The organism is Paenibacillus tundrae (assembly GCF_030812775.1).
Lineage (GTDB): Bacteria > Bacillota > Bacilli > Paenibacillales > Paenibacillaceae > Paenibacillus > Paenibacillus tundrae_A.
Map to the genome: position 1 here is coordinate 50216 of NZ_JAUSTI010000014.1, position 20651 is coordinate 70866.

Consider the following 20651-nt stretch of genomic DNA (forward strand, 5'->3'; position numbering starts at 1 on the left):
CGGCGCAAAGGAGAAGGATTTCTCCTTCCCTCTTTGCTAACTGCTCGCTTTGCGAAACCGTCTGTTAGAAACAACACGTTATCAAGAAGAAGACAACTAGAAAGAATTACACTACGATCCCCATATCCCGGAACTCATTTACAAAATCATTTAGCCAATCCTCGCCATAATCCAGCGCCCCCATATCATTATCAATAAAGGCTACATCCAGACCCATGACCCAGAACCGTCGAGCCATGATAAAGAGATCAACGGCTTGTTCGTCCTCGGAAGAGAAGTTTCGAATAGAACGATAGCCGGACAGAAGCGCCTTCCACAGCACGTCCTTTTTCTCCCCAGATTGCCGTTTACGTGCCTTCACCTGAGCCAGATCATATGCACGCCATCCCTTAGCTACCCATTCAAAGTCATAATGAGTAAACACTTCCCCCTGCTGAAACGCATTATTATTCCCATGCATATCTCCATGGCATAAGCCTGTATCTAACGCTTTTTGGGACGCAATGTTAATGCTTTCTTTCAATGTACTCGCGAACGTCTGGAGGAAAGCAGTCGCTTGATTTGTCTCACCAATATAATGGATAATCCGCTCTAGTGGTTGATCAATAAGAAACGATGTATCCAATTCATAACGCGGCTGATCGACAACGACGTGATCTAGCGCCTCATGCAGCTGTGCTGCAGATTGACCAAATGCATAACAGGATGTCTCATCCTCAAGATTGTTCTCTACTCCATCAATATAGCGGAACATCACGGCAATCCGTGTACCTTCCGGGGCATCTATAACGGTATATGTACTATGATCTTTCTTCGCAATATGCTCTCCGACATCTGCATGACTAGAAGAGTTCAGCTTCTCCTTTAATTGAGAGATTACAGATAGTTCATACTGCACCTCTTCTTCCTTAATTTCAGTGCGATATACACGCAGAATATACAGTCCTGTTGACGTCTTTACTCGATACGTATCATTCAGGCCTCTTAGCCAGTACACGCATTCTTGCCAATTTCCGATGTCATACTGCTCACTCATTATGAATTCTAAGTATCTACCATCTAGTACAGATCGCAAAGCTTTCGGTTGGGTATACATGTACTATTCTCCTTTAAGTTAAATGAATAACAACTCTGATTCAGGCAGTAATGAAAGCGATACCAAAATATTGCATGTTGAACCTCGCAGCCCAACTTATGTATAACATATTATAGTCAACATTGAATTACCAGTTTTTATGTATAATTGAATCTGGATTAGAGCAGTCTATGAAACTCATTTAGATTAAATAAATAACTTTCCGTGGCGTTCTTCGTGTCATTAATTCGATGTTTATACTGGTGTAAAGCTACTTCGTTAGCTTCAATCCGTTCTTGAAGATATGGAAATGGTACTTCCCACACGCCATACAATGGTTCTACCGTGTACGTTTTATATTGAAGCTGTTCCCAGTGTACCCAGAAGTATATGGCGGCTGTCGGATATAATCTTTTATAATGTTCATAATCTTTGTGATTGAAAGTCACCGTGTATTGGGGATCATATCCATACCGACCTGCTGAGAAAAAGGGTGTCTTTTGTGTTTTGAGATCGGCTAGTGTTCCTTGATCCGTGTTCAGTAGATCTATCATGGTTTTGCGAGTCTTTTTGTCTGGATGCACGATAAGATTACGAGAGATGCGGGGAACAATTTCACGGACAAATGCTTCTTCTTCAATCTCCCCTGCTCGGCACCAATATAGCTTATCCTCGGTGTCATGCTCAATCGCTTGATTTCGCTCCAGAACCCGAACATGAATCGCGGTTAAGCCGCGCGGTGTTTCTTCTACATCATATTCAACGCTCTGGCCTTCGATTAATGTTTTGAACCCTTCTGCCTGGATGTTGCTAAAATGTACATTCACATCTTTAGGGCCATGATTGCCTGAGATAAAGCCATACCCTTTGGTTTTGTTAAACATCTTCACCTTACCGTTGAACTTCCCCATTGGCATCCTCCTTATTATTTCACAATGTGCAATCTACCTCATATTTTAAAATCCTTGAACGTATTCGATGCCAGCTCTTGGCACTTCACAAAGCCGAAATACGTTTCATCCCTATTGGGGTTCAATACATAGTCATGGTAGTGCACACAATCATCCGTATCAAATTCGAACACCACATTGCCTTTCGCATACAAGTTCAGATCACAATGACCGAATGGAAATGCCACTTTTGAATCAAAACCATATTCATAACAGGTTGAGTCTACAGATTCCATGCTCCATTCTCTTCGAAAAGACAAGATTTGTCCCTGCCGATCTCTAAAATATGTATAATCTTCCTTCACCGTTATATCTAGAGGTGATACCTCAATATTGCCGCCTACTAGCCCTTCCAATCTCAGCTTGCCAAAACCCTGAATTTGTATCGCTATACTCTTACTTCTATCTATAATTTCTCTAAGGCGTGTGTCCTCCTCAAGGTTTACATATGTAGTCCAATCGAACTCTGGCATCAAGCTCGCGCCCCACACCTCTATCTCCAGATTCTTGGGCAGCGTAGTCGGGATATCAAAAAACAGCGTCTTACCATCATAGAAATCTACTCCGTTAATATCATCAAATTTCTCGCGAGTTAAATCCACTTTAATTTTCATTAAGATCACCCCAGTACAGATATTATTTTAGTTTATGAAATTTTCAAAAGAACATATTGCTTTCCATGATACGTCTTACATAGAATCTAGGTTGCAGATCGAATTTCTCCAATAATGCAAACTTTCAAAAACCGATCTAATACATCAATACACTCTCTGACACGCTGTGTAGCTGCCTCAAGTTCACCACCATGGAAACTTTTGTTTCTAACAGAGTAGATACTTAACAACAACGCCCCTTCGAGATCTGCTGCTAATTCAGGATCGCATGCTGAGTCCACACTTTGTTTTACATCTAAAAAATGCTTCACTTCATCCGAAATGGAAGGGTACCGGCTGCCTTTCCTTAAAGTCAACGAAGCATCAGCAAAGCTTCTTATCACCTGAATGTTCTGTTCAGTATATTTGGTAATAAACTCGCGCGCATACGGACGATTATTCATATAGTTTACTATTTTATCTCTTTCCCCTTGTACGCTTTCCAATGAAAATAGAGCATTAAAGGCAGACCATAGATCCCGAAACCTCGCGTGTAGTCCACTAAAATCTATTCCTTGAGTACCACCCGCCTCATTTGCTCTATGAATCCAAAACATTGCGCTATGCAGGGCATCTTTGATTGATGCATTAGAAATATTATTAAAGTTTGCAATACTCGGCAGTGTCTCTTCTATTTCTTGGAGTTTTATTGGGTCGGCCTTGTCATAACTCATGTAACGCGCTTCCAGTGGAGAATCTGCAGAGAAGAAACTATCAAAACCCTCATCACTATGGTACTTCAATTTAAACTTAACAGGATCATTACGATAAACATAATTTAACGCTCCGATTCGTTCAGATTGAGTATGAAGTAGAAGTGTACTTGTTATCCACGGCTCAAGCGAAAATAAAACAAAACTTTTCCCTGCATGATAAACGTTAAAATTCTCAGCGGGAAACGCGAAGTCCGTTGTTACCTGACCATTCACAATGGTGGAATCCTCACCTGTACTTGTAAAATGTAAGGCATCTAATGTATTTAATGAATCACCTAACGAAGGATATAAATTTTTGTTTATAGAACCATTCACCGATGCGCCATTAAATTTCATTTGAAATGAATATGTATAACTGGCCATGTTGTTCCTCCAATATGTAATTGCTATTAGGTAAAATCCTTCCTAAATTATAACATGTTAGTACTGTGAGATTCACACCAACATACATAGGCAACCCGCTTATTCAGCCTTGACCTTGAAGTATACTTCAACCTTTATACTGTAGATGAATTACTTTTCAACCATGAAAGGCGGCATACCAATGAGTGTAACTATATATCCTAATAAACGCTCTGTCATGAGCTATCTCTTTGAGAAATATATCGGGTTACTAGATACCAAGAAAAATTTATCTTCACGGGAAAACACAATGAAGCATCTTGAGCACATGGGTACCCAGAATACCAAACCCTATCAGCTAGGAAAGGTTAAACTAACGTCTACCATAGTCGAATGCTCCTTTGAAGATATGCAGGTATTCACCTTGAATGATCAGCAATCTAGCGCTCAAAACGTTATTCTCTATATCCATGGAGGTGCACATACCCATCAGCCTTTATCCTTTCACTGGCGGTTCATGGATCGCATGGCACAAGCGCTGAATGCCAAAGTTATCGCTCCAATCTATCCCAAAGTACCACATTTTAATTATCAGCATACGTATCCGAGGCTCTTAAATCTGTACCGAAAAATGATTAAATCCGTAAAAACACCCTCTCAACTCACCATTATGGGAGATTCAGCAGGGGGCAATATTTCACTTAGCTTCGCTCATTACATCAACATGAATTCTCTGCCACAGTCCAAAGATATTATTTTGTTATCGCCATGCGTTGATATGGTACTAGACAACCCCGTTATCTTCGACTATGAAACTAGAGATCCAATGCTGGCCTTGGAAGGATATGATGTGATTCGACGGATCTGGGCAGCCGATAAACCTTTAGACGATCCACTTATCAGTCCGATCTATGGTGATTTTGAAGAGCTTGGAAAAATTAGTATCTTTATTGGAACCCACGAGGGATTATTTCCTGATAACATGAAACTTGATAAACTTCTTACAGACCAAGGCATTGAGCATCATACCTTTGTTTATCCCAAAATGAATCATGTCTTCGCGTTATACCCGATTCCTGAAGCCAAAGATGCGCAGCGCAAAATCATTGATATCATTAAATACTAATTCCCTTACTTATATAGATAGAGTCGATAAAGAGAACTGTCGAAATCTATCCTTTTAAACTAAACCGCCCATCACATCCCAAAAAGCTCAAGCATCAGACGAGTCTCGTCAGTCGCTTGAGCCTTTTAATAGGTTTTACCTGAAGTCATAGGGTTCTATGCATCCTATACGGACTTAATCACACCAATATTCGTGATCACCGTATCATACGGTTCGAGTTCAAACGTTTGTTGCCCATACTCCGTATCAATCGTTGTGGACTGAGCCTGATCACTATTGTTAATCACGACTAATATTTTACTTTCTGGATAATAGGCACACTCCGTATACCAATTATCTGAAATGTATTTTGGCTCACTCGGCTCATGACCTGCTAGACGAATTAGATTAAGCAATAATCTTGCATTAGCCCAAGTGAATTCGAATGAAGGCAGATAAATTCCTTTTCCTTTACCAAAGTCATGCGTAGACAGCGTAATGTCGCCATCTTGATCATTGACCACGTTTGCTGCTCCATCGGTAAGATAAATGTTATGTTTACCTTTTATCGTCGCTCCTTCAGGAACTAATTGATGCTCATCCTTCACGGTATACGACCATTTACCATGAACCACTCTTGCGCCAGTATCCTCATCGACGCCAAGCACATGCGCCATTCGGAAAAAGTGATCATACCCTTCAACTGCCGAAGGCTGATTCACGCCAATGAAGGTTCCCCCTTCATACACCCACTGCGTCAGAATATCTACACAAGTATGGTCATTCCAATGTTCTCCACCGCTCCAGGCGGAGCCCGCCGAACCCGCATTAATCACGACGTCACAATCTGCAAGTGCTCCCTGACGGATATCTTCAAAATCAATAAACTGCACGTCAACCGGTAACCCGGACAACGCCTCATTGATATGAATCAAATCATGCATATACGTTTCGTGAAAATGCCCGGACAACGTCCATGATCTTAATTTGCCCCAGCTATGCAGAATAGCTACCTTCGTCTTCAATTCATAAGGCTTGCCAGCCTGATGCAGTTCTTTCATCTCTCTGAATTCATCGGCAATCTTCTCAATATACGCCACAAAGTCAGGATAAGGCTCGACCAGATGTAAGTATCCTCCCAGTCCGATTCGATCAATCGACTCTCTTAACAGCGCACGCCGGATGTTAATCCAATATTTCTTCGCGTCCAGTGTAGGGTCTCCACCCTCTTTGAACGTAGGCAGTCCACCTAATCCCACTGGGAACAGGTACGGATGCAAGCGTATCTCATGCGTATCCACTTTAACCTCAGAGCACATCCGTGCCTCATAACCGGAGAATACACATTTAATCATGCCATCGAACCCAAACTCTTCGAAACGGTCATTGTAGGGTTCCATCCCTACCCAGCTATCATCGAAGAACACATATGCTAACTTGTCGTGCCTGTGCACGATATCAATCAACTGCTTACCGAATTCAATGACAAAATCATTAATAAATGCCATCCAATCGAGTTTGTGCTGCTGTGCTGGAATGTGGCTAACCCGGTATTTTCCACCGTTCACAAAGTCCTCTGCCGTTAATGAATACCCGTACTTCTGAGCAAACAGATCCAGCGCTCTGGAGCTTACGGTAAAATCATATGAACCCCAGTCTGAGAACAAATGGCGGTTACGCTCATCACTCCCCCAGATCCAGGCAAAGTTATAGAACAAGGATGTAAACCGAACAACCGTTGTTTCCGGATGCTGGACACACCACTTTTCCATCCAATCCAGAAGGTACGTTTGCGTCTCGGTATAGATCGGATCAATCTGCATGAGATGCTCTTTGTCCCAATGATTGGTGGTGTGATTGTACATGGAGATCTCTTCCCAGATCCGATAAGCTAAGAAACTCACGGTGTATTTATGCCAAGGAACAATGCCGGTGAGAACAACATTCCCAGACTCCCGCTCATAATTCCACTGCTCTCTTGGTACTTCCTCACCCGTCGTTCGGTCATATACCTGCCAATACTTAAAGGCTTCTTTGGAGTCATTCACCTTGAACTGTTCAGCAAAAAAATCCTCCATCAGATAGATGGAAATATAATCTTGTACAGCCACCTTCGGGTTCGTAATCAAAAAGCACTGTTGCAGCTTATCTAGATTACGAGATGCCCACTCGTTATGATCCCGAATAATGCAAATGGTCGAGTAGATACCATACCCGGCATTAATGATCTCATCAGACAATTTCGTACCATCACTATCACGGATGACATCTGCGCCCCAGCGCTCAGCAAGTTCCAGTGTTAACGTCTCATAACCGGATTCGCCCGGTAATGTAAAAGAGCCTTTCGTTGTTTTCGACAACTTCGTTCCCTCCCTATCTCAACATGTCGGACAGAAAAGCGAGTGTGAGCCCTTGACCCCAGCCTTGAATCCAATCTTTAGGAATATTGCGATACCCATCCCGGTCTTTCATTACTGCAGTGCCACCGGATACCCCTAGGACACGACCGTCTTCACTAATATTTTGCAAAATGCCTTCCAGCGCCTTCTGCACATACTTGGTATGAAGCGGGTTACCGTTATTAATCATCGCTGCTGCGATTCCGCTGGATGCAGATACTTCCTCATACGATTCAGCATCATCCAAAACTGTCCGCCACAGGCCATTCTCTGTCTGAAGCAGCTTCAGCGCTGCCAATTGATCGCGCAGTGAACACTCTACGTCCATACATTGCGGGTACAAGTACCACTCTTTCAACTGAGGTTTTACCTGAGACATCGTGTATGCTCCCCAAGCATTCGCTCTTCCCCAGTAGAATCCGGACATGTGATCCTTGTTCACGTTGTTGTAGCCGTGATACCACAGACCCGTGCTTGGATCTTGAAGGTATTTGATATGCCAATAATATTGATTCAAAGCATCTTGAATCATCGCCTCATCCTTCAATTTGCTACCCACACGAAGCAGGAAAAACGCCGCCATAAACAACGTATCTGCCCATGCTTGCTCCGGGAAATCATTGGCAACCGATACCGTATGCTGAAGCACATTGTCTCCAAAACGAAGCGCATGATTCTGGAGATAATCCACCTTGCTCATCGCAATATCCCAGTATTTCTGATCTCCTGTCTCTTCATAAAGTGTTATCAGCATATGCCCCATCGCACATGTATTTACTGTCCAGCTCGGTAGACCCAGCTCAATATATTCGTCTGCCCACTTCACAAGCCTGTCCAGAATCTCTTGGTTGCCTGTCGTCTGGTAGGCTCTAGATACTCCGTAATAGGCTACACCGCAGGGCCAATCCCATGTCAAATCCATATCCAGCGTTTTCTTGGTAACCCGATCAATAACCTGAAGAATCTCTTCTCTGTCATATTTCACTTGAAGCATTGTAATTCCCCTCTCCTGCGTACACACCCCCAAGTGCGCCCTGAGAGGTGTCCGTTCAATTTGTAAACGCTTTACTTATTCCATTTTACGCAGTAAAATAGTCTCAATCTAAGCATATTCGCAACAAAACTGCGCAATTTCAATCATTTATGAATGGGAGCATCGAATATGCCAAAAAAAAAGAAACCTGTTATTGAATACCGGCATTACAGCCTACCTATTGATTTTCCTGTGCTGCTGCTCAGTGGGGATCGCTGGAAAATATCGGATATCAAGAGTGAACACCTTCATTTTCATAATCACATGGAGATTGGCATCTGTTATTCCGATGGAGGCATTATGGAGATTAAGGGGGAATCTGTGCCTTTTCGAGCAGGGGACATCACATTTATTCCCCGCTATCTTCCGCACACTACATACAGTTCACCTAATACCGCGAGCTTGTGGGCGTATATCTTTTTTTCCCCAGAAGAGCTCTTCCGTCACTCACTGAAAACAGCCCAAAGCCACATCGAACCTAACCTGTGGGCAATCCAGGGAATGAATTGCATTTTGAATAAAGAGCAGCATCCGAAGATTTACACGCTCGCAACATCCATCGTAGAAGAAATCAAACAGCAGTCCCCCTACTATCAAGAGAGCGCATATGGCTTGTTAATGTCTTTATATATCGAGCTGCTTCGTATTCATGCAAGCAACGAGAACTGGTCTGAACAGGATCAGGAGCCTGACCTTCAAGGAGAGTTGGTCATTTCACCGGTACTGGAGTTTATCACCAAAAATTATATGATGCCTGTAAGCATCGATTACCTCGCTGATTTATGCCATCTGAGCACCACACATTTTCGCCGTAAGTTTCACGAGCTTATGGGGACTACACCGCTCGATTTTCTGAACAGTACTCGAATTGAGGAAGCCTGTAAACGATTGAAAAGCACGGATGCGTCAATCCTCTCCATCTCTGAGCAAGTTGGCTTCCGATCCATCTCCAGCTTTAATCGCTGCTTCGCCAAACTAATGGGACAATCGCCAAAAGCATGGCGAAAGGCAGCTCAGTCTGAAGCTCAATCTGCTAAAGCATCCATTCTCGAATTCACAGGTTGGGTATAAAATGATAGATACTTCATTAAAGCATTTTAATAACTTATTAAAATTAGTTGTAATAATGGTAGAATGACATTAACTTGGCAGGAGGACGACTTATGTTAGAGCAACACACGGCAAGAATTGAATTATTCGTTTCCAACACTCACATGATGAAAAAAGCTTTTAAATGGCAAAATGCAATGATTCATCGCCTTGCAGCCTTATTGTACACATCGGAAAATAAAACCGTCGATACGGATGGGATTAAGATCAGCCACGACCGTATTAAAGAACATACCGGATTGTTCTCCACCTTCAGAGGGAATACGGCCATCCTGCTCTCTTCATTCCTCACGCTTGCTCCAGAACGAGAAGACTTACTGGCCGACAGTCTGATGGTATATGACATGATGAAAGAACATAAATTCCGCGCCTCGGATTATCTCGTCATCGCGGCGTACCAGATAGCCGCACATACACCTAAAGAACAATTCGAAGACGCCGTACAACGAGCTAAACTATTCTATGACCTAATGAAGACAGAGCATTCTTTCTTGACAGGTAAGGATGACTACATATTTGCCTCCATGCTTGCACTGTCCACACTAGAGCCTGAGCCGGCGGTTGCACGGATGGAGGAGCTCTACACGGAGCTACGACGCGAATTCTCCGCGGGGAATGGCTTGCACACATTAACTCAGGTGCTGACTCTAGGTGAGCATTCAACGCAGGTCGGAACGCGATTACTTGAATTAAATGACGTATTCCGCGCAACAGGCTTGCGGATGGACAAAGCACAAACCCTGCCTACACTGGGTGTACTCTCCCTACTCCCCATTGACACAGGTACAATTGTGGAGGAGGTTAGTCAAACCTTTGAAGAGCTACGTCAGCAAAAAGGATTTGGTCCCTGGTCAGTTACCAAACAAGAGCTATTGCTTCATTCTTCGGCGCTCGTTGCTACAAGTCACGTTGAGAATTTGCAAAAAGGCGTGCTCACCACAAGCCTATCGACCAGCATTGTGAATATGCTCATTGCCCAGCAGGCAGCAATGGCCGCCGCCGCTGCATCTGCTGCTGCGGCAGCATCCTCGTCCAGCAGCAGTTGATGCAGCGATAAGCATCTATTAGCACAAACGCCACTTCACGAATGAATCCGAAACAGTTTTCTTCGGAGACGTATTTCCTATAACCAAAAAGTGAAAAAAGCCCAGTGCCTTGGCGGTTTATCGCTTAGACATCGGGCTTTTGACTGTCGTATAGGGAATGTAATTCATACCTTGGAAGTTTTATATCATTAAATTCTTATAAGTTCTCTGTAGTAAGTGTAAATCCTTCGATTACAGCATCCTCATCAACCTCAATCATAATGCAGCGTTTCCCCTGATAGTTAACTTGTCTTACGTATTTCAGATCTTGCGGACTGACAGAGATTGTGGCTACCTTAGTATCAATTTTGATCGATTTGGAAGTGTATTTCGGCATGACACTATTGGCCTTCAACTCATAGTTCTTGTTATCCACAATTGTCTCAAATGCCCGCTCTACTTTCTCCTCGGTCAGATCCTCTACTCCGCTCGCAGTGAGTACACGCTCCACATCCTTGTAATCAAGCTTCGGCGGCTCTTCCTCGTGTGATTCTTCACTCACTTCAATCACTCGATTAATCTCTTCATATACATGAGCAAGGGTAGACGCATCCATTTGTTCCCCCGTGATCTCTTTCACGATATCTTCAAAGATGGCTCGTTCCTCCAGTGCTGTCACAGACCGATCGCCATTCAACACCTGTTCTACAAAGTGTGGATCTGGAAAATTGGATTTCCCAGTACAGTATAGAACACGATTTACGTCAGAATAATTATCTGTCACGCTCGGATACAGGAACCCCTGCTCTGGCGTGCTCAATTTGATAATCGGATCAACAATGACATTATACTTAAACTCCCGTTCCACATAGTCAAACAACATTGTCTTCTTTTGTTTTTCCGTTGAGTTTACGCTACACAGAATGAAGGGATGAGCAAACACTTCGTTCTTCTCACTCTCTTCCGTTGCTTCGTTTCTAGCCTGAGTTGGCAGATAGTATTGCCCCTTAACAAACGTAACTACCATGTCCCGCTCATACTTCGCATCGGTCAGCATACGATCCACAAGCAGCAACATCAGGTCTGACCATTCGTCCGGATCACCTGTTACGAGTGCTTGGTGCAGCATCACCTGTGCAGGCTCTTCTGCCTGTTCTTGAAACTTCAGCTCGAACAATTTCTGATCCAGTTCGCCGGTCAGCAGTTTTTTGAAATTCCCCATGTATAGCTCTTGCTTCTCCCGATCCACGAGTTCAAACGGGTGGCGCTCCCAATGGTAGACCTCATTCGTTTCCTTCGTAATATAGACGTTAAGAATATCGTAAATATTCAGTAGATCGTGATCCAATTTGAATTGTTTGCGTATATGCGCGACTTCTTTTTTATTCATGTTCCGTTAGACAACTCCTATAATAAAATGATTTTTATCTATCCGCAGCTCCCATATGCTAGACATGAATGCTGCCTTTGAAGTCTTCCACCTATGCTAGATTGCGATCGGGGCGCAGGTATGGAGTAGCTACATATAACTGTGCTTGCTCTCCATTTTTGTACGCTCAGTGAAAAATTATATCATATAATGATGCGGATGAATGAGAATCAATCTGTGGCATTTTACCTTATTATCACCAAATGACGTGAGCATACAAATCGGAGCAAATAGTAACCTTTTTATACCTACATATCTTGTAATGAACGTAGAAACTTCACATATCATCTGGTAGACTTATTAAGATTACATACCAATGGAGGAAATATTGTGAAGAAATTAATACTCGTTTTATCAGCCTTTATTGTAGTTTCCGTGTTGAGTGCGTGCAATGCAACGACAAAGGCAAGAGAGACTGCACCAGCAAGTACTGAAAGTACAGAAGATATAGAAAGTACAGCAGCAACTGAAGCAGAAAATACGGATGTGGCAAAAGAGGAAGTATCTACGACCAGTGCCGTCGAACAGTCGGAACAGAATGATCAGATAGAACAGGCTTCTGTAGATTGGAAATCAAAAGTGAACGAGTTGGCTGACAGCAATCTGTCACCTACAGCCAAAGCGGAAGCTACCGAAAAGCTTGCTCGGGAGTACAAGCCTACAACAGATGAACTCGAAGAATTTAAGTACCATGTCCTTCAGGAGTTTATTAGTTTTAAATATCTCGAAGACGGCTCGAATGCAGAGTACATGTTAAACAATTTATTTCAAGCCATTGTGTTAGAACATCACGATGTTTCTGTTGTAAGGGACTTCGCTCTTGCCTTCTATCACAACACTAAGAATGTGTTTACAGGGGCAGAAGCAGTAGATAGCGATAGTGTGAAGGCTTACGAAGAACTACTCTTCAAAGCCATTAATGATGGTAGATAGTTCCTTCAAGTGAAAATAAACTCATGTTAACCACAAAATATATCAGCCTAAACTCAGCCTTAATAACATGGAGGTAGCCCGATGGATATATTCCAGTATTTAGATGAACTACAAGTAGATTTAAGTGGTACGCACCTTGAAGAAATTGAAGAAAAATATTTTCGTATTTGTTCCAAGTTAGCTGGAGTGGATCGAGCCCTTGCAATTAAACAAGTAAACTTAAATGAGTATGTGCATGATCTTAAATCTGGCCTTCATCAATCTATTACATTGGCTCAGCAACAATCGGCCAAAGCAATCTACTTTGAATATGATTTAGATAACAACTGGGATAGCACTTTTTATATTTGTGAGCAATACAGTAGACTTGAGGATCATGATGATGATTGGGCTAGTGATTGGCTTGAGGATCTAGAAGGTCCTTCTTTAGAAGCGTTTGCTGACATTTATGCGTTAGAAGGATTTGATGGTAATGAGACAGCTCTCGGTTCAACCATTTACTTAATCACTAGAACTGTTGTATCTTATGCCAAAGCATATCAATCACTATCTGGTGGAAGTTCACTCGCAGTTTGTATTGCATTTCATGATCAAGATCCTATCCTTAGAATGAAGAAATTGTGATAGTATACGTAATTATGGTGTGCACCTAGTAGAATAGGAAAACCGCTCCTTTATAGGTAGCGGTTTTCTTCATCCAATCTCGTACTAACACCTTACATATTTGCGCTTAAAACCTATCCGCCCTTGATCCACGGCCTTCTGAATGTTCTCAGAAGCTTGTATTAGCTTGCTCTTAGGCTTGTCCTTGTTCACTTCAACAGGGCCAACCATCTTAGCCGTCTCCACGGCCTGATCATGTAGAGGTTGATAGGATGTCGCTACAGTATATATGAAGTTATTCATAGAAAATTTTGTTCGTTCCGGCGAATCATGAATCGTGTCCTTCACCTGTTCCAGCATGGCTTCTAGCTTATCTGAGGAGAACTCACCATCCTTCCGGCTTCCGAGCAACCAACAGTAACAGCTCCAGCCTGCTGACATCTTCAGCTCATCCCCACTCGCAATCCAAGCATCGGCAACCTCTTGAGCAATATCCGTCTCCGCGAGTGTGACCGCTACGATATAATCAGAAATCATGTAGAAATATGCCGTTTCCATCCAACGCTCAAAATCCGCTGCAGTCATCGCTTTGGGGTCAGCAATAACGCCAGCAAAATACATCGCATCATAATTGCCCGTAGCATAGAGTTGATCGGCAAGTGCCTGGTCTTTCTTAATCTTGCGGGACATCGGCTTCATCGCACCAGTAGCAACACCAAAAAGTGGCTCGTGCGCACCATTAGACATATATATTTTTTTCGTCCGTTCCTTACCCAAGGATTCAAGCTCCTGCATCACTTCTTCCAGATTCATTGGAGGATATGCCCCTTTCTATAGAAACAATATTGATCATTAATGAAATGAATAGACCTGTTTGTATTCTATCACAGTTGTTCTAACGTCATACATTCAGAAGAGGCATACGATATCAATTTTAATGCTCACGTACGCACCCAAAAAAAGCAAAAAGCCGCCTCTCTAGAAGAGCAGCGACAATTGGATTAAGCCATATCTATTAATCTGGTTAACAACTTATTTGCCATAGCCTTGCCTTGGGATATACAATCCGGAACTCCAATTCCTCGGTATCCCCCACCACCAAGGTACACACCTGGCATAACCGTTGCCAATGCATCATCCAGATCCTGCATACGTTCCAGATGTCCCACCTTATATTGTGGCATCGCATCGGGAAGTCGGTTCACTTCCGTGAAGATCGGCTCGGCAGATATGCCCATCATCTCTTCCAGTTCACGGCGTACATGGTGCACCAGCTTCTCATCTGAGAGCTGATCATCATTCTCCTGGCCGTATTTGCCCACGTAAGCTCGTAACAGAATATGACCTTCTGGAGCCGTATGTGCCCATTTGGAAGACGTCCAGGTGCAGGCGGTTACCGTACGTCCTTCTTTACGAGGGACGACGAAGCCCGATGCTTCCAAGGAGATGCCCACATCCTGCTCGCGATAAGCAAGTACAACATTCATCACAGATGCATAGGGAATAGTTTGCAATAACTTGGATATAGACTCATCTGGCAATAACCTAGCTGCTACATGGGCTGGAGTAGCGATTACCATTGCGTCTGCATGAAGCTTCGTTCCATTATGCAAGTGAACAACATAACGTTCCCCTTCATGTGTGACACCTGATATTTCCGTATTCTTCATCATATTAATACTGGAGGATAACGACTTTTCGAGATGAGTTACGACCTCTTCCAACCCTCCACGGGCACTTAGAAACATGCTTTTCTTCACCGTACTTGTACTACCACTACCATTACCACTTCCAGTTTTACTTGTACTTTTATTTGTAGTTTTACTTGTCGTCTGGCTCGATTGCGTCGTCTGCTTCGGAGCCCTGCTCTTCCGCACACCAAGCATGCCTACAATTAAGCTCCGATGCTTTTGTTCGGTTTCTTGCAGCATCGGAAAGGTAGCCTGCACACTTAGAGCATCTGCATTGCCTGCATAGATTCCTGCCAACAGTGGCTCAGCAATCTGTTCCAGCACCTCATCTCCCAGACGTCTACGGAGCAGTTGTCCTAGAGACTCATCTTCCACATTCGACTTTCTTGGCAAAACAAGATCAGCAGCAGCTCGCACCTTCCCCCGTACAGATATCAGCTTGGTTGTAAGGAACGGTTTCCACTTCGTCGGTACGCCAAGCATAAAGCCATCCGGGATGGGATGCAGCTGATTCCGATAAGCAATGTAGCTGTGGGATATCCCAGGTCTTGTGCCAACAATGTCATCCCCGATGCCCAGCTCCTGCATCAGTTCAATGATGGAAGTTTTGCGGGCAAGAAACGAGTCCGGCCCCCGTTCAATGACAAATCCATCCTTTTTCCCAGTATGCACATGTCCGCCGAACCGATCACTTTTCTCCACCAACACGATCTCTGCTTCGATCGCGTGCGCCCTGCACAACTGCTCTACATAATAAGCTGTACTGAGTCCCGTGATTCCTCCTCCAGCAATAACGATTTGCTTCCTGCGTTGTTTATCCATTTCACACTTCCCACCAATATTATGTTTGTCGCAGCGCAGACGGAATATAGGCACACGCTGTATCACTCGCCATATAATCTCCCGTAAGCGCATACGCTCTTGCCCTTGATCCACCGCACATGGTTTTAAATTCACAGACACCGCATTTGCCCTGTAATTGAGACTTGTCTCGCAACGTCTGCATTACTGGAGAATTCCTGTACACATCAATAATTGATTGCTCCTTCACATTGCCGCACACAACAGGCAGAAATCCGCTAGGATACACATCGCCGGTGTGACTGATAAATACAAACCCGTCACCATCATTCACACTTTGAGGTGCACGCCCCAGCATGTCCACCCGTTTCAATGGGGCACTCCCCGTCTCCATTCCCGCTGTCCGGCGCTCCTGCATCATCACTCGCCGATAGTGCGGTGCTTCCGTCGATTTCACACCGTAAGGCATCTCTTGCGCAATACGTACCATCCACTTCATGACCTTTTCATGCTCTTCTGGGCTAATCATATCCTTCTCTTGGGCTCTCCCTGTCGGGATCAGGAAAAATAAACTCCACAGAACCACGCCCATCTCCTTCACCTTGCGGCTAATCGCCTGCAAATCGTGCAGGTTGTATCGGGAAACAGTGGTATTCACTTGAATCGGAATGTCGGCTTCTTGCAGATACTGGATTCCCTTCATCGTCATATCGTAAGAACCCTTCGTTCCGCGAAAATGGTCATGGATCTCCGCTGTCGAACCGTCCAGGCTGAATGCCCAGCGGGATAAACCCACTTCTTTGGCTTTTGTTATTGCAGCACGCGTCACCTTGGGTGTAGCACTTGGTGTCATGGAGACAGGAAGCTGCTTCTCCTTAATGGCGTACTCTGCCAACTCAAATAAATCCGGTCGCATTAACGGATCACCACCCGTAAACACAAATAACGGCTGCTCTTCCATTGCCGCGATGTCATCGATCAATTTTTTCCCCTGTTCTGTTGTCAGCTGCCTTGGGTCTGCTCTATACTGGGCTTCCGCACGGCAATGAAGACATTTCAGAGCACACGCTCGTGTGACCTCCCAGATCACAATGAACGGATATTTAGCATAATCTCGCGGTTTTATCTGAGGCATCATTTGAGGTTTCATCATCCATTCTCCTCCTCATACACATTCCATTAATTTTAAAGTAGCTGGAATAGCATGAAAGTGAGATGAATCACAATTATGTATTTGTCCTAGATCGCCTGCTCACTTGTATGAAAATAAATCAAAAAAACCGGACTCACCGCCGTATGGAGGTAAGACCGGTCTTTGATTATTTATATTCATGTAACTTCGAACTGAAGTTATAAACACTAGCGAATTCAAATCGTGTTTTTATTCAACAACAGTCCACAGATCCAATGCCATCATGCGGATCATCTCATGTTCATGATTTCGATAAGTCCTTAACCGATCGGCAGAAGCCTCGTTCCATAATAGAGCCTTACCGGCAATCTTCAACAGCGAAAGACCTATATATGAGGAAGCGATCTGCGGCTGAGCGTTCAACCGATCCACGAGTTCAAGCAGCCCCTCTGGTTTCCAGTAACCTACGCTGCCATTGACGACCCGGGCGATCTGATGATAGGCAAAGTCGAGCAAATAAGGCTGTCCATCTACCATCGGAATAACAGCATTCAAACTAGCGACCGCTCCTTCTGTATTGCTCCAATCCGTCATAGCTAATTGCAACTTAATTATAGAAGGTTTCATCGTATCTTGAGACTGGAGACATTCAATTAAGCCTTCATATAAAGGAACAAGTAACCGCCTAACAGGGCGAGGCAATGAGGCAAGTTTATCAATTAAGGCGAGCAAACGCTGCCGGTGTGGCAGATCTCGCTCAGTTCCGGCATTCCAATCAGCGGTCGTTGCAGTATCAGCCAATTGTCTGCACAAGGCGATGACCTGTTCATTCGTTTGGCCATCATGACAAGTTGCAATGAGTGTATCACGTGCCGCCTTCCAACGTGTGCCATCTTGCAGATCCCCGAGTGCTCTGCTCGCGCAAGCCGCAATCACATCTTCGTTCCCGTTCACCCACTGGGTCATTGCTCGGAAAGCTTCTTTTGCTACGGTCGAATCCGTGTGACCTGCAATCTCTGTAATCCACTGCAAATACCGCGGACGCGCGGACGCGGGAAGATCACCCGGCTGCTGATTCAGCAAACTCCTTGCGATGTCCCGCTGTGGAGACGAAGCCATCGTGCTCATCATCCCCCAGCTACGTTCTTCGTCAAGACACTGTCTTGCTGCATGCCCTATGGCAATAATCACGTCTTTGTGCGTATTCGGTTTCTCGTATTCCCGAACGAGCAGTGACATGCTCTCACTCGTTTTATAAGCGCCCAGAAGTCGAATTGCTTCTTTTCTAACCGTAACTTTCAGCTTCTCCCGGTTTAATAATTCGGAGAGAATGGACGTTAACAACAAAGGACTTACTCTGCGTGCGCATCTAGGAATGGAATACATCGCAACACGTGCTCGGTCTCCCTCTAGGTTGTCTAACAAAATAGGGAGTGCTTTCTCCGGCTCTTCCAGTAGCGAATACGCATGGAGCGCTGCCTCAACGACGTGTACTTCTTTGTCCTGCAAGAGGACTTCCAGTTGGCCCGAAGCATAGTCGGGCATACTCGCAAGGTTTCTCATCGCCGATGCACGCTCATGGAAACTGCGCTTGGCATCTAATGCGACTCGCTCTAGCAAGGTAGCTAGTGCTTTCTGCTGACGTGGCAGCCAACGGTAAAAGCCATTATAGACTGGCACAAGATAGATCGTTTTGCCCGATAGATGTTTTCCTTTAATAACTTTTCCTGAGATAAACGGATCGAGCCACTCTTGTCGTTTCAAATGCAGATGGTTGAACACCTCATAGAAAGCAATGAAGGACGGATCTCTGTCGAGCAGCTCTCTGACTCTCTCATCCCGCGTTTTATAAGAAGCTAGCCAGTGCCGAACAGCCTGTGCAGGGAACTTTTGAGTTTTGACCAGTTGCTCTAACAGGTGTTGGAGCTTCGGCAATCGCTCTACAGCTTTACCGAACGCATCCGCCATCCGTAGGACTACATCGTCATTTTCACGTTTGTTAGCTTCCGTGGCAAAAGCATAAATCTCATCAAACAAAATCTGAAGGGCATGATTCGGTATGCTATCCCAATCTTTGGCGAACAACACAAACTGCCCATCCCGCATAACCATTCTCTCAAAAGTTCGCAAAGCGAATTTAAACAGCCTACTCTCTGGCTCCAGTACATGCTCCCTCAGTAAGTCAAAAGCCAATCTTTCCGTCACGTTCTTCGTTCCATATGAGGTATCTCGTGCTTCAACCACACTATCTATCAAGACTGTTAGATCCTCTATATGCTCCTCCTTGAACATGTGCGCGGGACAGTTCGACAGTTCTGATATAACTGCAAATCGAACTGGATCTTGGTCGTTTTTGACTCGAATCAAGAAATGTAGTGTATCATCCATACCGCGCCGAGATAGAATTGTGCTCTGAATCAACCGCCTATAAGCTAGGGCACGCTCATCCGCATTAGATACTTGAACTGATCCCTCTAGCTCCGCTCTCACATGTCCAATCAAACGCCTTGCTGTAATTTCAAGCGTCTGATACTGATCATCGCGAATCTCTCGGAGCTCCAGCATCCGCGCAGCTACCTTATCCCGTAATTGGTGTGGCAACACATCTAACAATGAGGTAGGAAATACACGTGTTTTGCGCTCAGCTTCTGGATATGCGGCGTCAAACATCGCTTGACGAGATGATGGAGCGAGTGTATCCAGCACCTTAGCAACATGCACAGGCTGATCGGCAAGCAAGGTGACCAGTGTTGTCCACTGCGCTGTCGTAAACCACTTTCTTTTATTCAAAATACCTGCGGGCACCCCATGATTCAGAAGATACCCTCTTGCCTCTTCTCTTGTCAGCAGTTCAAATACACCCTCAGGGTTAGCCTGGATGAGCATACCTAAATGCCGCTTAAGGACAGGATGAATCTCGTCCTTCGGTCCATACTTCAGGGCGCAATCTATAACGATAGCCGGTCTTGTAACACTAAGTTTCTCAACGGCGGAAGAAAGTGTCCACCATACATATCCCTTTTCCCGATGCGTAGCCTTCTGCAGCTCATTTTCCAGATATTCAGCAACCAGATCCGGGAAACGTCTCGTTAACTTCCGCCAATTATGTACCGCATAACCTAAGTCGGAGAGCCGGCTACGAACCGTCTCCTCGCTGCATATAGACAATAACACAGCAGCCTCATGGGCTCCCCAGCGAGTATGCACAACCGGCAACAATCGCTCTGCCCAATCCTCTCTACCGATGTTCACAATGCTTTGCAACAAATGGCGACGGCAATGGTGCGACATCGTTGTGATCTCGGATTCAATGGCATATTCGGGATCGGTGATAAGTTCCGGCAACAATCTAGCTGCCCGTCCCCTGACCCCTGCCTTAGGATGCTGCATAGCGAACAGTACAGCCTGTGCATCCTTAGCGACTTGAGCGCCAGTCAGCGCTAAATGTGCCTCGTACGCGGTGCCGCTCTCCAGCAAGCTTATTAGTAACGCTGAATAGCCCTTATCTTCTCGGTGCACACGCGCCAGTAGCGCCATTTGTTTCATCCTATTCGAATACCCTAGTGTGTCTAGCTCCTTCAAGAGCTGTCCTTGGTTTAGTGGTGTTGGATTAAGTGTCATTGGTTCTGCTCTCCCTTCGTCTCCATGTAACCG

The 20651-nt window shown here is 44.6% G+C and carries 15 protein-coding genes and 1 pseudogene; 5 read left to right on the forward strand and 11 right to left on the reverse strand.

Annotation, left to right across the window (positions count from 1 at the left end; translation table 11 throughout):
• Positions 1 to 106: 106 nt before the first annotated feature.
• The 4 genes and pseudogenes from J2T19_RS21265 to J2T19_RS21280 form a co-directional block, all read right to left on the reverse strand.
• Positions 107 to 1096 carry a phosphotransferase gene (locus J2T19_RS21265; protein WP_307219307.1) on the reverse strand — a complete coding sequence of 330 codons (990 nt, stop codon included), beginning with the start codon at positions 1094 to 1096 and terminating at the stop codon, positions 107 to 109.
• Positions 1097 to 1779: 683 nt separating this feature from the next.
• Positions 1780 to 1986, reverse strand: a pseudogene (locus J2T19_RS21270) (cold-shock protein); the annotation flags it as partial.
• 38 nt (positions 1987 to 2024) lie between these two features.
• The gene (locus J2T19_RS21275; RefSeq protein ID WP_307219309.1) at positions 2025 to 2639 is read right to left on the reverse strand and encodes a hypothetical protein; all 615 of its coding nucleotides are present in this window, start codon (positions 2637 to 2639) and stop codon (positions 2025 to 2027) included.
• An 86-nt stretch (positions 2640 to 2725) separates the two neighbouring features.
• A complete protein-coding gene (locus J2T19_RS21280) occupies positions 2726 to 3757 on the reverse strand; it encodes a hypothetical protein (RefSeq protein ID WP_307219311.1) in 1032 nt (343 codons plus the stop codon).
• Positions 3758 to 3938: 181 nt separating this feature from the next.
• Here J2T19_RS21280 and J2T19_RS21285 point away from each other — a divergent pair, with 181 nt between their 5' ends.
• On the forward strand, positions 3939 to 4862 hold the full coding sequence (locus tag J2T19_RS21285) for an alpha/beta hydrolase fold domain-containing protein (protein WP_307219313.1): 924 nt from the start codon (positions 3939 to 3941) through the stop codon (positions 4860 to 4862).
• Between the two features lie 164 nt (positions 4863 to 5026).
• Here the strand turns inward: J2T19_RS21285 and gnpA are convergent, their stop codons facing one another.
• Positions 5027 to 7201 (reverse strand): 1,3-beta-galactosyl-N-acetylhexosamine phosphorylase, encoded by a 2175-nt coding sequence (gnpA, locus tag J2T19_RS21290; RefSeq protein WP_307219315.1) that lies wholly within the window; start codon positions 7199 to 7201, stop codon positions 5027 to 5029.
• Positions 7202 to 7214: 13 nt separating this feature from the next.
• Positions 7215 to 8234, reverse strand: a complete 1020-nt coding sequence (locus tag J2T19_RS21295; protein WP_307219317.1) for a glycoside hydrolase family 88/105 protein — start codon at positions 8232 to 8234, stop codon at positions 7215 to 7217.
• A 168-nt stretch (positions 8235 to 8402) separates the two neighbouring features.
• Between J2T19_RS21295 and J2T19_RS21300 the strand changes: the two genes are divergently transcribed.
• Together J2T19_RS21300 and J2T19_RS21305 are read left to right on the forward strand one after the other, a co-directional pair.
• Positions 8403 to 9344, forward strand: coding sequence for an AraC family transcriptional regulator (locus J2T19_RS21300; protein ID WP_307219319.1), 942 nt, complete (start codon positions 8403 to 8405; stop codon positions 9342 to 9344).
• Between the two features lie 92 nt (positions 9345 to 9436).
• Positions 9437 to 10429 (forward strand): DUF4003 family protein, encoded by a 993-nt coding sequence (locus tag J2T19_RS21305; protein WP_307219321.1) that lies wholly within the window; start codon positions 9437 to 9439, stop codon positions 10427 to 10429.
• A gap of 196 nt (positions 10430 to 10625) precedes the next feature.
• Here the strand turns inward: J2T19_RS21305 and J2T19_RS21310 are convergent, their stop codons facing one another.
• Positions 10626 to 11798: a DUF4317 domain-containing protein gene (locus J2T19_RS21310; protein WP_307219323.1), complete on the reverse strand. Its 1173-nt coding sequence runs from the start codon at positions 11796 to 11798 to the stop codon at positions 10626 to 10628.
• Positions 11799 to 12167: 369 nt separating this feature from the next.
• Between J2T19_RS21310 and J2T19_RS21315 the strand changes: the two genes are divergently transcribed.
• Positions 12168 to 12770 (forward strand): hypothetical protein, encoded by a 603-nt coding sequence (locus J2T19_RS21315; protein WP_307219324.1) that lies wholly within the window; start codon positions 12168 to 12170, stop codon positions 12768 to 12770.
• 81 nt (positions 12771 to 12851) lie between these two features.
• Positions 12852 to 13394 carry a hypothetical protein gene (locus J2T19_RS21320; protein ID WP_307219326.1) on the forward strand — a complete coding sequence of 181 codons (543 nt, stop codon included), beginning with the start codon at positions 12852 to 12854 and terminating at the stop codon, positions 13392 to 13394.
• Between the two features lie 84 nt (positions 13395 to 13478).
• On the opposite strand, the gene J2T19_RS21325 is transcribed toward J2T19_RS21320, so the two are convergent.
• The 4 genes from J2T19_RS21325 to J2T19_RS21340 all read right to left on the reverse strand — a co-directional run bounded on the left by J2T19_RS21325 (position 13479) and on the right by J2T19_RS21340 (position 20618).
• On the reverse strand, positions 13479 to 14186 hold the full coding sequence (locus J2T19_RS21325; protein ID WP_307219328.1) for a DNA alkylation repair protein: 708 nt from the start codon (positions 14184 to 14186) through the stop codon (positions 13479 to 13481).
• Between the two features lie 188 nt (positions 14187 to 14374).
• Positions 14375 to 15886 carry a protoporphyrinogen oxidase gene (gene hemG, locus J2T19_RS21330; RefSeq protein ID WP_307219331.1) on the reverse strand — a complete coding sequence of 504 codons (1512 nt, stop codon included), beginning with the start codon at positions 15884 to 15886 and terminating at the stop codon, positions 14375 to 14377.
• Between the two features lie 19 nt (positions 15887 to 15905).
• Positions 15906 to 17003, reverse strand: coding sequence for a TIGR04053 family radical SAM/SPASM domain-containing protein (locus J2T19_RS21335; protein WP_307219465.1), 1098 nt, complete (start codon positions 17001 to 17003; stop codon positions 15906 to 15908).
• 243 nt (positions 17004 to 17246) lie between these two features.
• Complete coding sequence (locus tag J2T19_RS21340; RefSeq protein ID WP_307219334.1) at positions 17247 to 20618, reverse strand: HEAT repeat domain-containing protein; 3372 nt, start codon at positions 20616 to 20618, stop codon at positions 17247 to 17249.
• Between the last annotated feature and the right edge of the window lie 33 nt (positions 20619 to 20651).